This window comes from Chitinophaga pinensis, assembly GCF_007896845.1.
Taxonomy (GTDB): domain Bacteria; phylum Bacteroidota; class Bacteroidia; order Chitinophagales; family Chitinophagaceae; genus Chitinophaga; species Chitinophaga pinensis_C.
On record NZ_VOHS01000020.1, the window covers coordinates 83,973 to 100,883 of the forward strand.

The 16,911-nt window shown below is 44.9% G+C and carries 6 protein-coding genes; all 6 read left to right on the top strand.

The genetic code is table 11. The features are described 5' to 3' along the window. Positions 1-5 precede the first annotated feature (5 nt). The 6 genes from FEF09_RS19110 (at position 6) to FEF09_RS19135 (ending at position 16,899) form a co-directional block, all read left to right on the top strand. Positions 6-1,460 carry a RagB/SusD family nutrient uptake outer membrane protein gene (locus tag FEF09_RS19110; RefSeq protein WP_146306603.1) on the top strand — a complete coding sequence of 485 codons (1,455 nt, stop codon included), beginning with the start codon at positions 6-8 and terminating at the stop codon, positions 1,458-1,460. A 30-nt stretch (positions 1,461-1,490) separates the two neighbouring features. After that, positions 1,491-2,402 (top strand): putative zinc-binding metallopeptidase, encoded by a 912-nt coding sequence (locus tag FEF09_RS19115; protein ID WP_146306604.1) that lies wholly within the window; start codon positions 1,491-1,493, stop codon positions 2,400-2,402. Positions 2,403-2,434: 32 nt separating this feature from the next. After that, positions 2,435-3,718, top strand: coding sequence for a DUF4302 domain-containing protein (locus FEF09_RS19120; RefSeq protein WP_146306605.1), 1,284 nt, complete (start codon positions 2,435-2,437; stop codon positions 3,716-3,718). A gap of 51 nt (positions 3,719-3,769) precedes the next feature. Then, positions 3,770-8,113, top strand: coding sequence for a right-handed parallel beta-helix repeat-containing protein (locus tag FEF09_RS19125; RefSeq protein ID WP_146306606.1), 4,344 nt, complete (start codon positions 3,770-3,772; stop codon positions 8,111-8,113). 55 nt (positions 8,114-8,168) lie between these two features. Continuing rightward, positions 8,169-12,710 (top strand): gliding motility-associated C-terminal domain-containing protein, encoded by a 4,542-nt coding sequence (locus FEF09_RS19130; protein WP_146306607.1) that lies wholly within the window; start codon positions 8,169-8,171, stop codon positions 12,708-12,710. Positions 12,711-12,858: 148 nt separating this feature from the next. After that, positions 12,859-16,899 carry a PKD domain-containing protein gene (locus FEF09_RS19135; RefSeq protein ID WP_261387601.1) on the top strand — a complete coding sequence of 1,347 codons (4,041 nt, stop codon included), beginning with the start codon at positions 12,859-12,861 and terminating at the stop codon, positions 16,897-16,899. The last annotated feature ends 12 nt before the right edge of the window (positions 16,900-16,911 follow it).

Consider the following 16,911-nt stretch of genomic DNA (forward strand, 5'->3'; position numbering starts at 1 on the left):
TGGTTATGACGAAATTTTTTACAAGAGCATCTTTTCTCGCTGGATGTCTGATAGCCATGGCCGGATGTAATAAGTATCTGGATAAGTCGCCGGATAGTACCTGGACAGAGCTGGATTCACCAAAAAAGGTATCCCAACTGCTGGGTACCGCTTATCCGCAGGCTAACTATATCGTGTTTGCGGAAGCCATGAGCGATAATGTGGAAGATAAAGGTGCCGGTGTTACTGACAGAACAAACCTCGATCCTTATTTCTTTAATGATGTATCCGCAACAGAGCAGGATTCTCCGGAGTACTACTGGCAAGCTTGTTATACGGCTATCGCAGCAGCAAACAATGCATTGAAAGCCTGCGAAGCAGCTCCCGATAAAAGCCGTTATACCGCCCAGAAAGGTGAGGCGCTGGTAGCAAGAGCTTATGCACACTTTATGCTGGTGACATTCTTTTCGAAATTCTATGATGAAGCAACTGCTGCTACTGATCCGGGTATCCCTTACGTAACGGAGCCGGAGAAAGTGGTGAATAAACAATACGAGCGTAAGACGGTCGCATATACTTACCAGATGATCGAAAAAGATCTGCTGGCAGGTATGGCACTGATCAGTGATGAAAATTATGCGGTGCCAAGGTATCATTTTAACAAGTCAGCTACCTATGCATTCGCTACACGGTTTTATCTCTTCAAGAAAGACTATCAGAAGGTGCTGGAATATGCTAATCAGGTATTCCCCAACAATGACCTGGCCAGCAATATGCGCCCATGGAATACTACCTATAAAACACTTAGTCCGGCTGCTATCTGGGATACCTACGCAAAGGCAACTGAAAAGGCGAACCTGCTGCTGGTGGAAACACAATCCATGTATGGTCGTTACGTAGCCCAATACAGATACGGACTGACCTATAATAAACAAATCGAAATACTGGGCAGCAATGTAAGTGGTGGTAGCTATGCATATCCATTGTATTACTATGGTACAAGGGATTACTTCGTACCAAAGCTGACTGAATATTTCGTAAAAGCTTCTGTAAATGCTACTATCGGAGACCCTTATGTAATGGTACCATTGTTCACAACCGAAGAAGTATTGTTTAACAGAGCAGAAGCGAATGCTTATCTCGGTAACAATAATGATGTGCTGGCTGACCTGAACCTTTTTGCCAGCAAACGTATAACGAACTACAATTCCGCTTCACACAGAATTACGCAGACAAAGATCAGGACTTACTACGGTATTACCGATGTGAGAAGCGGCTTGCTGCAAACCATACTTGACTTCAAACGGGCGGAGTTTGTACAGGAAGGTCATCGCTGGTTTGATATTCAACGTTACAAAGCGGCTGTTACCCATTATACCGACAAAGGTGCAAAGATGGTACTGGAAGCAGGTGATAAACGCCGCGTATTACAGATTCCTGCATCTGCCACTAATTCAGGTATCACATTGAATCCAAGATAATAGTAACCATTCATACAAGAACTCACAGATATGAAACGTATAAAAATATTCTTCTTACTCCTGACAGTAGCTGCATTCGCAGCCTGTGCAAAGAAGGAAGACGATCTCAGTGGTGTGCAAGATATCCCGGGCCTGGGTGGCGATACCTGGGTACCGGGATCTTTAGACGCCTGGTTACATGATACAATGACTGTCCCTTATAACATCGAAGTAAAATATAAATGGGACCAGTTTGAGTTTGATGTAACAAAAACACTCGTGCCGCCGAGAGAAGAGGTTGTAATCCCTGCCATCAGGGCGATTAAAAAAGTGTGGATAGACAATTACATCAGAGAAGCAGGAGAGATCTTCTTCAAGAAGTATTGTCCTAAGTTCTTTATACTGTCAGGTAGTGCCAGCTGGAATGACAATGGAACTATTACGCTGGGTACCGCAGAAGGTGGTCGTAAAGTAGTGATGTACCTCCTGAATGATTTCCGCACGAAGGAAATGCCGGGATACAAAAAGAGTGATACGGGCAATGTGAAGCAGATCTTTCATGTGATAGAACATGAGTTTGGACATATCCTGCATCAGACGGTGATGTATCCTGTAGAGTTCAAGAAGATCTGCGCAGGTTATTACACGGGTAACTGGAACAATATTGCTGATTCTGACGCAAGAAAAGACGGCTTTGTAACAGCATATGCCATGTCCAATGAGAACGAAGATTTCGTTGAAATGATTGCTATGATGCTGATAGAAGGAAAAGCTGGTTTTGACAGAATAGTGAACAGCATTCCGGAAGGCTTCAGTGTGAATGGTAGTTCTCAGGCACAGGCAAAGGACCGGCTCCGCCAGAAAGAGGCGATGGTAGTTAGTTACTTTAAAACTGCGCATAAAGTCGATTTCTATAGTCTGCAGGACAACACCAGAAAATCTATCGTACAGCTGCTTTACTAAGCCTTAACAACCAAGATCAATCAACACTCCTTATGAGAAAAAATCTATCATTATATCTTTTACTGCTCATCGTCGCACTTGCTTCCTGCCGGAAGGAGTATGATGATGTCTTTGATGAATCGCCAGACACAAGGATCAACGAGACACTTGCTGCTTATAACAAAACGCTCATAGGTGCTCCGAATGGATGGAAGGCACTTGTATATCCTTCTGCTCTGGAAGGCACTGCCTTTGGCTTTTATTTCAAATTTGACAGCAGCAACAGAGTGGATATGTTTTCAGATTTTGATTCGGTGTCTGCCGTTACTGTGCGGACCAGCAGCTTCCGTCTGAAATCATTACAGCAACCTTGTCTGTTGTTTGACACCTATTCCTATATCCATGTACTGTGCGATCCGGATGCCAGCAAGAACGGCGGATATTACGGAAAGGGATTATTTTCTGACTTTGAATTCGCCATAGACGGGGTCTATGGTGATACCATAAAACTTACAGGACGTCTGAATGGCAGTAAAGCCATCTTCGTCAAAGCTACCTCGCAGGAGGCACAGGATTATTACGATAAAAAACGGAACTGGGAGTTCAATAAATTTTCCCGGTTCCTTACTTATTTCAAACTGCTGACTGTAGGAAGTAACAGGTATGACATATATGTGGATCAACTGTATCGCCGTATTACCTTAAAATGGATTTCTAACAATGGCGAAAAAGAGTTCAGCACTAATTATTATTTCGATAATAATGGTGTGTCATTCACAACTCCTTTCAGAGACGGCGCTGTGTCTTTTGCCAATTTTTCTGACATCAAATGGGATGTAGCCACACAACGTCTGACTGTGAAAGCAGGCGAGAACAGCGGCGTTATTACCAGTTCCATTAAACCCCAGGTACTGGACAAAGAAGCCGGAAAGCGCTGGTATAATACCGCTGCTTCCACTGAAAGCTACTGGGTATCGCTGAGCGGTTTCCATGTTGATGGTGTGGATGATGCATACGGTGTGACAGGTATTGCCGGATTCAATTTCATGTTTTATTACCCCGTCTACGATGGAGAATATGACTTTGCAGGTATACTGCCGAGCCAGGGTGCATATGGTCCCGCTTTTACACCGGTGTTTAATACCAATGGTACCGTAGGCTTCGATTTCTCAGGACTCGCTTTTGGGCAGATCCCTGAAACTGCTTCTTCTACAATAGGCAACATCATTACCAAATATCGGGAAAGTGCAGGCTTTTATTTCGTGCAGACTGGCGAAAGTTCCTATGACATGGTCAATGCAAAAGATGCCAGAAGCTGGATCACCTGGCAGCAATAATGGCATCGCCATCGCATTATTCAAAGAAAGAAATACTTAAAACAAACAGCCATGAAAAATCAGCCTGTTTCTGTATTATACAAGGCTTCTTTATACCTGATCATGTTGCTGCTATCTGGTCTGCATACTTTTGCACAGATAGACATATCGATCGGGTCTAACAGCGGTGTCAATGGTAGCACCGGTTACCCCTGTCCATTGCAGGACTATTACGAAGGCTCCCGGTCACAGTTCCTTTATCGGGCCAGTGAGTTGACAGCCGCCGGTATGCAACCGGGTTATATTAATGCAGTAAAGTTTACTGTCAATAGCCTGAACAATACCGGTATTGTCGAGGACTACACTATTAAAATTGGCAGTACCACAATAGCAACACTTGATGCTGCCAGTTGGGTACCTGTTAATACAACTGTTTTCGGACCGGTGAACTATCAGCCGGTTGTTGGTGTGAACTCCTTCAACACCTTGCCCACTTTCTTCTGGAATGGTACAGATAATATCATTGTAGAGGTATGTAATGGTGGGGATAATTTTACCAATAACCCCAGTGTAAGATGGACAACAGGTCTCGGTTTTAATGGCTCTCATACATACAGGTCGGATAATCTGGGTAACCTCTGTGGTACAGCAAACGTTTCCAACACAGGTACCATGACCACCCGTCCTGATATCATATTAAATTATACACCTGCTGCTGCGTGTACAGGTACGCCGCTAGCTGGTACGACTGTTTCTACACAGACTACTGTCTGTTCAGGACAGTCATTTTCACTTTCCCTCAGCGGAAACACAGCTGCTACTGGTCTGACATATCAGTGGCAGTCTTCTACTGATAATGTTAACTGGACAAACATCGCAGGCGCCACAACGCCATACCTGCCCAATAAGATACAGACTGTTACTACCTATTATCGCTGCGTAGTGACCTGTTCTGGTAGCGGTGCTACAGCAAATTCCACTGCTGTGCAGGTAAGTAGTCCGGCACTGGTACGTGGTGTCTTTACGATCAATAAAAATGCACCTGCCGGTAACGGTAACTTCATTTCTTTCAATGCTGCTTACGACTATATTAAATGTGGTATTGACAGTGCGGTTGTCTTCAACGTCGTAACAGGCAGTGGACCTTATGATGAACAACTGATCATTACTCCTGTGGGTGGCGCATCTGCTACTAATACCATTACCTTTAATGGTAATGGTGAAACCATTACTAATCTTTCACCCAGTACGGCAGAATGGGCAGTAATCAAATTGAATGGAGCAGATTACTTCACATTCAATAACCTCAAAATTGTACCGAAAGGCACTACGTCTTCTCAACGTGGTATTGGTGTACAGTTGTTGAATGACGCTGATTTCAATACTATCAGGAATTGTACGATCACATTACAGGCAACCATTACTTCTACCAGCTATGTGGGTATCGCACTGAGTGCTTCTGCTACAGATCCGGTGGGAAGAGGTGCCGCGAATTGTGATGATAATACTTTCAGTGATAACACCATCATTGGCGGTTATTATGGTATTACACTGGTAGGTAGTTCCTCTGTGGCGAACCAGCGTAATAAATTGACCGGTAATACCATCACTGAATCTTATTATAGAGGTGTGTATGTACACGGTGCATTTAACGCGCTGATCAAAAATAATAAGTTCAGCCGTCCCACCCGTGACAATGTCACTACCTATGCGGCTATTCACCTGCAGGACCTGAGTACAAAAGTGATTATTGATGGTAACAGAATCAGTAATCCTTTTGGTGGATTATTGACAACCACTTCTTCTTTCTACGGTATCTTCCTCGAAAATGTAGAGGCTATTTCCCAGCTGGAAAATGAAGTAACCAATAACCTGATCTATAATCTGAATGGTCAGGCAAACCGTTATGGTATCTATAACAGCAATGCCAGCAACGTAAAGATCTATCATAATACCATCTCCATGGATGGTACTTCTACCTCTACCAATAATACTTATAAGATAGCCGGATATATACAGACGGGAGGTGCAGCAGGTGTTGAGTTTATCAACAACATCATCACACTGACTACAACTTCGAATATTGCGCAGTTTGGTCTGTATTATGGAAATGCTTATCCTAACACAGACGTGATATCTGATAAGAATGACATCTTTATCACGCCGGCAGCCGCTAACAAGTACACGGGTTACTATACCAAGAACCTGCCTACTTTACCGGAATGGCAGACCGCCAGCCAACAGGATGCCGGTTCATTTGCCGTGAATCCTTTATATCAGGATATTGCTACCGGGAACTATTCAGCCAGCAATGCCAGTCTGAATAACAGAGGTAATGTGGTAAATGTGGCGGTTGACATTAATAATACTGCGCGTAATATCAGCGCACCAGATCTGGGTGCATATGAATTTACACCACCGCCATGTGTAACACCGCCGACAGGAGGTACTACGCAGCTGAGCAAACAGGTAGTATGTGCCGGTACACCGGTTTTAGTGAGTCTGGTGGGTAACACAATGGGAGAAACACAGACCTATCAGTGGCAGACGTCCCCTACATTGAACGGTACTTATACCCCGCTGGGTGCTTCCTCCGCATATGCTGATACAACTATCATCGCCAGCACGAGTCTGTATTACAGGGCAGCGCTGACTTGTGGTGCCAATACCAGCTATTCAACACCGATACTGCTGACAGTGAATGGTGCACTGGCTCCTAATACTTATACTATTGATAAAACACAGCCAACCGGTGGTCTGAACTTTACCAGCTTCAATGACGCCAAACAGGCAATGATGTGTGGTATCGCTGGTCCGGTGATCTTTAATGTGATAGCAGGTCGTACAACATATGAAGAGCAACTGATCCTTGATTCAATCCCGGGAGCATCTGCTGTAAATACCATCACGTTCCGGGGTAATGGTAACACCATCCACTATTCCAGCTCTGATGGTGCAGAAAGAGCGGTGATAAAACTGCGCAAAGCAGATCATATCACTTTTGACAGCCTGAGAATAGACGCTACCGGTACCAATACATATGGATGGGGTGTACAGTTGTTTAATCATGCTGACAGTAACGTGATCACCAGATGTGAGATCATTACAAAGGCAGACGGAACCACCGGTGACCATGCAGGTATTGTGATGAGTACTTCAGAAACCGACGCAGCAAGTTCAGGTAGCAATACATTCAGTGTTAGTAATACCTTTAGTAAGAATAAAATATCAGGTGGTTACTACGGTATCACTGTGATGGGATACACTAATGCCGGTACATCCAATAACCGCATCATTGGTAATGAAATAAAGGACTACTACAGCAGAGGTATCTACTCTTCTTACACTGGCTTTACACTGATCGCAGATAATATCCTGACTCGTCCGACAAGAACTGGTTCAGACTGGACGCTGTATGGTATCTCTCTGACCAGCAGACATAACAATGCGAAAGTATTGCGTAATGCCGTGTCTAATGGTACGCCTGTACCGACTACTAATACGGTATACGGTATCAGCTTTGACAACGTGAACGCTGATGATACCAAACAGGATACCATCGCTAATAACATCATATACAATATGAATGTAGACGGTAGCCGTCGTGGTCTGTCACTGACATGGTCTACCAATATTATAGCGTTGCATAACACAATCTCCATTGACAGGGAAGGATCTGCACAGACATGGAACTCTTCTTATGGTGCGTATATCAACTTCTGTAATACCAGCAAATTTATCAACAATAATATCACCGTCACCAGCACAGGTAATGAGTCGAAGTACGCGATTTATCTGAGCGGTGATGCTGATATACAGAATAATAACTACTATGTAAAAGCAGGCGGTAAAGAGAACTATGCCGGCTATTTTAACGGTGCCCGTAAAACACTGGGTGAATGGAAAGCTGCTACACAGAAAGATTCTGCTTCTACGGACTATGATCCGATCTATGCTGATCTGCCTGATGGTAACCTTCAACCGGCATTCTATAAAATGGATAATACCGGTGTTCCACAGGGTGTAGCTACAGATATTCTGGGAAGAAGCAGAAGTACCACAACACCAGATGTAGGTGCTTATGAAATAAGTCTTCCATTATGCCAGACCCCAATTAACGCGGGTAAAGCTGTGGTGGCTCCGAATAATAACATCTGTATGGGTACACCTGTTACCCTCGACCTGATAGAGAATACAACAGCGGGTCGTCTGACTTATCAATGGCAGGCTTCTTACTCTGCCACTGGTCCATGGGTATATATCAGCGATACCGCTTATGTGCCTGCATTCAAAACAGAACTGGGTGCTAACAATTACTTCCGTTGCCAGCTGGTATGTAGTGGTACCGATACTGCATGGTCAGAAGTGGCTTTCGTGAATATGAATCAGCCACTGATCAAAGGTATATACCATTAATCCAACAGGATCGGGCAGTAGAAACTTCCCTTCATTTACAGCGGCCGTAGCTGCGATGGAATGTGGTATTGCAGGTGAGGTGATCTTCGATGTGGTGCCCGGTACTTATACAGAACAGGTGTATATGCACAAGATTCCTGGTGCATCTGATACCAGCCGTGTTACCTTCCGTAGCCAGAATGGTAACCCTGCATCTGTGACACTCACCTACGCCGGTACAACTGCAAGGAACTATGTACTGAGACTGGATAGTGCCAGCTATATCACTTATAAGAATATCACCATCACTGCTACCGATGCTACTAATGGCCGTGCAGTAGTATTTGGAGGTAATGCGGTAAGAGATAGTCTGTTGACAAATAAGATCAATGTGCCGGTTGCTACAACAGATAATACAAATGTAGTAGGTGTGTTTGCTGACGACTTCAAAGGTGGAAGCATTGCGATTGTTGGTAATACTATCAAAAACGGTGCAAGTGGTATCCACTTCTCCGGTACTTCTGCCGATGACGAAGTACGTGGATTGTTAGTAGATAGTAATAACGTGAGTGGTGTATTCGCCAGCGGTATCAATATCAATTTTGTGAGCCGTCCTGTTGTATCCCGAAACATTGTAGATCTCAAAGATCCGATGGCCGCATCTGGTTATGGTATCGTATTGAGCTCCGGAGATAGTGCATATAAAGTAATCAGCAATACGTTGACCATCAGTAACCTGAGTACTTCTATATGGGGTATTGCATTGCAGGATTGTAAAGGTTCTGCTGCTGCTACCGGACTGATAGAAGGTAATAAAGTGATCGCCGTAACTGGTAATACCGGTATGATCTGGGCGCTGGCAAACGTAGGTTCTTCTTACAACACGACTGTGAATAACGTGGTGTCTGTGAAAACAACTGGTCCTGTGGCCTACGGATTATACAGTAACGAAGGAAATAACATCAATTACTACAATAACTCCGTATACAATGCCTCTACAGCGGTAGGCGCAAATGTGACGGCTTACATTTCTCATACAAGCCCGGCAGATGGAAACGTGAAACTGCGTAACAATATCTTCTCGAATGAAGGTGGCGGTCTGGCAGCCGAAATAGCATTGAGTGATTTCATCAACAGTGACTACAACACTTATTATACAACAGGTACTACGCTGATCTCCAGAAGTGGTACAGGTGATGATTATGATAACCTGACTGACTGGATTGCGGCTTCTGATCTTGATATCAGCTCCATTGTACACAAGCCTGCATTTGCAAGCATCAATACATTGGAACCTGAGCTGACAAACCCTGATGTATGGGCTATCCATGGTCGTGGTGTACAGATTCCCGGTAACGACCACGATATCAATAAAAAAACAAGACCGGTAACGCTGACAGCAGGTGTACCTGATATGGGTGCATATGAGTTCCTGCCAACCGCAGTCCCTACTGTCCTGCAGGCGGTTCCGGCAATCCCGGCGCCCGGTATTACACAGCAGTTCCTCTACGGATCTGATACAGTTGCGAAAATTACCTGGGATCCTAATACAGCAGTACCTGCTACTATTACTCTGAAACGTTACTCAGGCGTAGTACCACCCAATCTGGCACAGGGTACACCATTTATGTACTTCTATACAGATGTGGACGTGACAGGTGCGGGTACCTATAAATTCAATCTGGAGCAATTCTATGTGGATTCCTGGCTGGGTTATATGGACAGAGAGAAGAATGTACGTCTCGGCAGAACTAATGCGTCCAATACCTGGATCGTTAATGATAGCAGCACAGTAGATGTAGCGAGGAACATCATTGCTGATACCGCTCTGCATTACCTTGATAAATTCACCGGTCTGAGAGGTAAGCTGATCTTTGAACCAAATGGACCCGTAGGCGCAGATACTTCGAATACAGGTACACGCTTCTGGGTAGCATACGGTCATGACAGAAGTTTCATTACTGACAATGATCAGAATCTCGCGCTGCACTTCGTAGCAGGTGCTACGGCTGCACACGTTGTTGTGAAAGTAAATGGCACGGCATGGGGTAGAGATTATACAGTACCTGCAAATGGTTCCTTCACAACTGACTTTATACCGAAATCCGGTCTGAGTGATGCCCGTCTGAGCGGCGAAGGTTTGTATCCTTTCGGTATCAGTATTGAGAGTGATGCACCAATCAATGCTTATGCACACCAGTATAGCTGGTCTACAGCAGGAGCTACACTGTTATTGCCGGTGGGTACATATGGGTATGAGTATCGTCCGATGACAGCCCGCCAGTATGCGGATGCTGACGCCTTCTCCTGGTTCTATATCATCGCTGACAATGATAGTTCTGTTGTAGAGATCACACCGTCACAACTGACAGCAGGTGGACATGCAGCAGGCGTACCATTCCAGGTAACACTGAACAGAGGAGAGGTATATCAGGTAATGGGAGCAATGAAAGACCTGAATGAGGGATATGACCTCTCTGGTAGTATTGTTCGTTCAGTACAGAATGAGAAAGGTAAATGTTATCCGGTAGCCGTATTCTCAGGTAACAGTTTCAGTTCCTTCGGTTGCGGTGGCTCCGGTGGTTCGATAGGTGCAGATGGTGAGAACATCGTACAACAGAACCTGCCGGTACAGTCATGGGGTAAAACATTCATGTCTGCTCCATCTTCCGGTATGACAGATCCGGTTCGTCTGATGAATAATATTTATCGCGTACTGGTGAAAGATCCGGCGACAATCGTGAAGAGAAATAATATACAGCTGCCATCGAATACATTGATCAATAACAGCTACTATGAATTTGAAAGCAAGGTAGCGGAGTATATCGTAGCAGATAAACCGGTAACTGTTGCACAGTATTTCGCCAATGATGGCGCCTGTGGTAACTCAGCCGGTGGTGACGTGGAAATGGTATACCTGACACCTGTTGAACAAGCTGTGAAGAAAGCCACCTTCTATCGTAATGCTGACGCTGGGGTGACTGCCAACTTCATATCCCTCGTGATTCATAAACAAGGTCTGAACTCCCTGCTCATTGATGGTAGCAATACATTCAGTTACACCTTTAACCATCAGAACAGAGCGGATTATGTTGTTGTCGTAAAACGCTGGGATGCCAGTGAAGGGTTGAGCACTGTAAAGAGTGATTCTGCATTCACCGCTATTACTTATGGTTTTGGATATGATGTCAGCTATGCATACAACGTAGCAATGCAGATCAGAAACCTGAACATACAGCCGGCATTTACCAATACAAACAACCAGACTACTAATAAGAATGCTTACACCTGTGCGAAGACGCCATTCCGTCTGAATGCCATGCTGCCAATGATACCAGCCACGCTGACCTGGCAGTTGAGTGAAGTAGCTAACCTGACACCGGCAACGGACATTGTATCCAACAATCCGGTGGCTGCTGACACGCTGGTGATAGATGGTGTGACATACTACCAGTTCCAGCTTACAACAGACTATACTTTCTCTGCACCGGGTGACTATGTGATTCCTGTGAAAGTAACTGATCCTGCTATAGAAAGCTGTGACAACAGTATCACTACTTATCTGAAAGTGAAAGTAATGGCTGCTCCACATGTAGACTTCGCCATCAGTTATAATGGTTGTATCAGCGATATCGCTGTATTGAACGGAACAGCAACAACAGAAAATAATGCGACGATCAGCAAGTGGAAATGGACGTTTGGTGATGGTACAACTGCTGATACACGCAATGTGACCAAACAATATCCTGCTGCGGGTGAATACACTGATACCCTGCAGGTGATCACGAAAGACGGTTGTGTGGGAGATACTGTGAAAAAGATCGTTGTGAACGAACCGGGTGCTGCTGCACTTGCCGCAGATACGCTGACAGTATGTGCGCATACAGATGCCACATTTACCGTACAGAATGCAGATGCCGGCGCAACATACAACTGGTATAACTCAGCAACCGGTGGTGCACTGATCGGAACAGGTACTACACTGGAAATCAAAGACGCAGTAAGTCCTGCAGTATACTACGTTGAAACGACCAAGGGTGGTTGTGCCGGTCTGGCACGTACACCAGCCACATTGCTGGTGAAACCACAACTGGCAGTACCGGTATTAAGAGTAGACTCTATTGGCGTAGATCAGATTCGCTTCACCTGGAATGAAATCGTGGGTGCGGAAGGTTATCTGGTATCTACAGACAATGGTGCTACATGGACTGCACCATCTTCTGGTGGAGAAGGATTGGAACATGTGGTGAAAGGCCTGAAACCTCAGCAGACAGTTACCCTGATGGTGAAAGCCACAGGTTGTGAGGACAAAGTATCACAGGCTGTTACAGGTAAGACATTACCAGATGGTGTATACATTCCATCAGGCTTCTCACCAAATGGTGATGGTCTGAATGATACATGGCAGGTATATGGTGCCGTAGTAAGAGAAATTCATTTCATGGTGTTCAACCAGTGGGGTGAGAAAATATTCGAATCCAATAATCAGAACCTGGGATGGGATGGTAGTTACAGAGGCAAGGCACAGCCTTCCGGTGTATACATCTACATCTGTAAACTGAAATTGGCTGATGGTACCAGCATCGAAAGAAAAGGTACGCTCAACCTCTTGAGGTAATCTAAAAAATGGTTTTATGGAGAAATGGACATTCAGATCAACCCGACAACTCTTTGCTTGCTATTGCTCTCCGCCTTATGGCGGGAGCAACAGCAGCAGGATGTTGTTCCGCAGCTGCTGCGCTGCCTTAATAATCCTGTTAACCTGTTTGCAAACCTATGGTCAGAATTTATCCAACAGAGGGAAAAGCTTCTGGGTAGGATATGGCCATCACCAGTTCATGGAGCCTAACAGAGGTAACTCACAGGAAATGGTACTCTACCTAAGTGCGGAAGAACCTGCCAACGTTACCGTTACTATTGATGGCACCACCTGGTCAAGATCTTATTCAATTCCAGCCAACACTGTTATTGCAACCGACCAGATACCTAAGACGGGTACTTTTGACGCAAGACTTTATTCAGTACCGCCTACTTTCGGTGGCACCGGTGGTGAAGGGTTATTCCAGCGGAAAGGTATTCATATCGTCAGTGACGTTCCGATTGTGGCTTATGCACACATCTATGGTAGTGCTTCATCCGGAGCCACCATGTTGATGCCGGAAGATACCTGGGGATATTATTATGTATCATTGAACAGTCAGCAGGACTATGACTTTGACTGTTTCTCCTGGATGTTTGTGGTGGCAAAAGAAAATAATACTGTAGTAGAAATCACCCCTTCCGTACCCACCCGTAATGGTAAATTACCGGGTGTGCCATTCACAGTTACCTTGAACAGAGGAGAGATTTATCAGGTAATAGGTGCATCATTGGGAGGGAGTGCCGGACATGAGATGACCGGTACGACCGTCAGATCGATTGCCAATGTCAATGATACCTGTTTCCCTGTAGCGGTGTTCTCTGGTAGTAGCCGCACAAGTATTGCCTGTGTCGGTAATTTCGGTTCCAGTGGGGATAACAATATTCAACAGGTATTTCCTTCACAGGCATGGGGAAAGCGATATCTCACCGCTCCCAGTTCTGTTGATAATACCCCCAGTAGTTTCATGACCAACCCCTATAAAGTGGTGGTAAAAGATCCGGCTACTGTTGTGAAACGAAATGGCATACAATTAACAGGTCTGCTGAATAATTCTTACTATGAATTTGAAAGTAATAGTCCGGATCTGATTGAAGCAGATAAACCGGTACTGGTAGCACAATACATGTCGTCTACCGGTGCATGTAACAATACCGGTGGTGATGGTGACCCCGAAATGGTATACCTGAGTCCTGTGGAACAATCCATCAAAAGGATCGGTTTTTACAGAAATAACCGGGAAAATATCAATGTGAATTACCTCACGATGATCATACCCACAAACGGTTTGAATACATTAACCATTGATGGTGTAGCTAATTCATGGAATGTGGCTATTCCACATCCTAATGTGCCGGGTTACTCAGTTGTTATTAAAAGGTGGAATGCCACACAGGCACAATGTGTTGTACAGAGTGATTCCGCCTTTACCGCTGTGACATACGGATTGGGATCGGTGGAAAGTTACGGTTATAACGCAGGTACACTCATCAATAACCTGAATGTAATAGGAGTTATCCACAACGAACAGGATACCTCATCTTATAAAAACGACTTTACCTGTACACAGACACCTGTTGAACTGTCAGTACTCCTTGCATATAAGCCGACGGAGATGCACTGGAACATTAGTAAGCTTGGTAATATCGTAACACCAAATGCAGATGTATCACAAGTGAATCCTTTACCGGTGGGAGAGGAGCTGGTAAACGGAGTTCCTTATTATAAATATACCCTACCTGGCACCTATCTTTTCAGCACGATCGGCAAATATGAAATACCGATTGTTAATACACATCCAGGTATTGAGAAATGTGACCATAAAGAGGAAGTAAAGATTTCGGTAGATGTAAAACGTAAGCCTGCTGCTTCATTCAGCACTGATTTCACTGGTTGTACAATGGATACGGCTTATTTCAAGGCAGATAGTAGTGGTAACGGGTATACCATTGATCGTTGGAAATGGACATTCCCGGGAGCAGTACAGGACAGTGGTGCAGTAGTCCGGCGTAAATTCCCGATAGGGCAGCAGAATATTCAGCTGAGTGTAATTTCAAAAGAAGGCTGTCTGGCAGATACTATCATTCCTATTACCGTAGTAGCGATTCCTGTGGCTGATTTTACGACTGTTCCAGCCGCTGTGTGTGAAGGGGGCAGTATACAGGTGACTGACCAGTCTACTTACGGAGGCACTGCACCTATGAAGAACTGGTACTGGAATTTTGGTAATGATACGACGGCATCACTTGATAATGATGCGGCACAGAAAGCGAACTACAGCAAATTTGGTACATATACAATAGCGCATGTCGTAAAGATCAGTGAACTGTGTGTGAGTGATACTGCGAAGAAGACGATCACTGTAAATGCAAATCCAATAGTAGGATTTACCTATCCGGATACCTGTCTGCTGGCTACCGGACAAGTACAATTCACCAGTACCACAACAGTACCTGACGGACAGGCGATCAGTACCTATGCATGGGACTTCGGAGATGCCAATGCTACTCCTGCCAATCCTAATACAGCTACTATTGCTGATCCGCTGCATAGTTATTCAAGATTCGGAACTTATACAGTTAAATATGCGGTTACCACTGCACAGGGATGTATCAAAGACACCACTGTACAGGCCACCTTTAATCTGAAGCCTGCACTGACATTTGGTGCATCACTGCCGGCTGTTTGTATAAATGACAAGTCGGTCATATCGGTGGCGAAAGCAACCGTAACCAATGGTGTGACCGGTACAGGTATTTATAAAGGCGCAGGTGTATCACAAGCGGGAATATTTAATCCTTTGACCGCAGGTGCGGGTACACATACTGTCTGGTATGTATTTACCGCGCAGGGAGGTTGTACAGATTCTATCCCGGCAACGATCACGGTATACCCTAAGCCACAAACGGTCTTTACTGCCAATGCAGACGTTTGTCTGGGAGAGGCGGTGAGTTTCGCAGATCAGTCAACTATCACTACAGGGAATATCGTCACATGGAAATGGCTTTTCGGAGACGGTAGCACAGAAAACCGTACAGATAATAACACATTCAATAAGACTTATACAGCGTGGAAAAATTATAACGCAAAACTGGTAACTGTCAGTGACCATGGATGTATCAGTGATACCGCTACAAGAACAGTTGCTGTACATGCTTTACCGGTTCCAGACTTTGCATTACCCACCAATATCTGTATGCCGGAAGGCGCTGCACAGTTCACCAATCAGTCAGCTGTGCCTGATATGTCAGCACTGACTTATCAGTGGGCATTCGGAGATGGCAGCACCGCGACAGATGCATCTCCTTTACATCACTATCAGGATGCAGGTGCTTATACAGTAATACTGACGGCTACGTCCGTATATGGCTGTACAGCCGTTAAAGAAAAGGTACTGGCAGATTTCTATGCGCAACCAATGGCTGATTTCACTGTATCTCCGGATACACTGTGTCAGGGGGCTGACAATGTCTTTACTGACAGGAGTGTGGATGCCAATAACAATATCGTAACATGGGCATGGACTTTTGGTGATGGTAGTGGTTCAACAGATCGTAATCCTGTAAAACGCTATACAGCACCTGGTGATTATACTGTGCAACTGGTAGTGGCTAATAATGCAGGTTGCATATCCGTTCCATATACCAGCAATGTAGTGGTATATCTGCAACCGGTCATAGATGCAGGACCATCCTTCATCGTTGCACAGGGTAGTCAGGTAATATTTGCCCCGACTGTGAATGACGCTTCGCAAAGCTTCCGCTGGACACCTCCCGATGGACTTTCTGATCCTACTGTATTGAAACCGGTACTGAAGGCGATGGAAGACCAGATATACACGCTGACAGCTATAGGTGAAGGTGGTTGCGCAGCAACAGACGAAACCTCCGTGAAAGTCTTCAAAAAAGTGAGCATCCCCAATGTATTCTCTCCCAATGGTGATCAGATCAATGACAGATGGGTACTGACCAATCTGGCTGATTACGGGGAATGCACGGTAGAGGTCTTCAACCGTTACGGACAGCGCGTATACTATTCCGAAGGATATAAGACGCCATGGGACGGCACTTATAAAGGCCATCTGTTACCGCAGGCCACTTATTACTATGTCATTAAACTAAACAATGGTACAGCCCCAATGACAGGCTACGTAGTCATCTTACAATAACATCTGAAAATA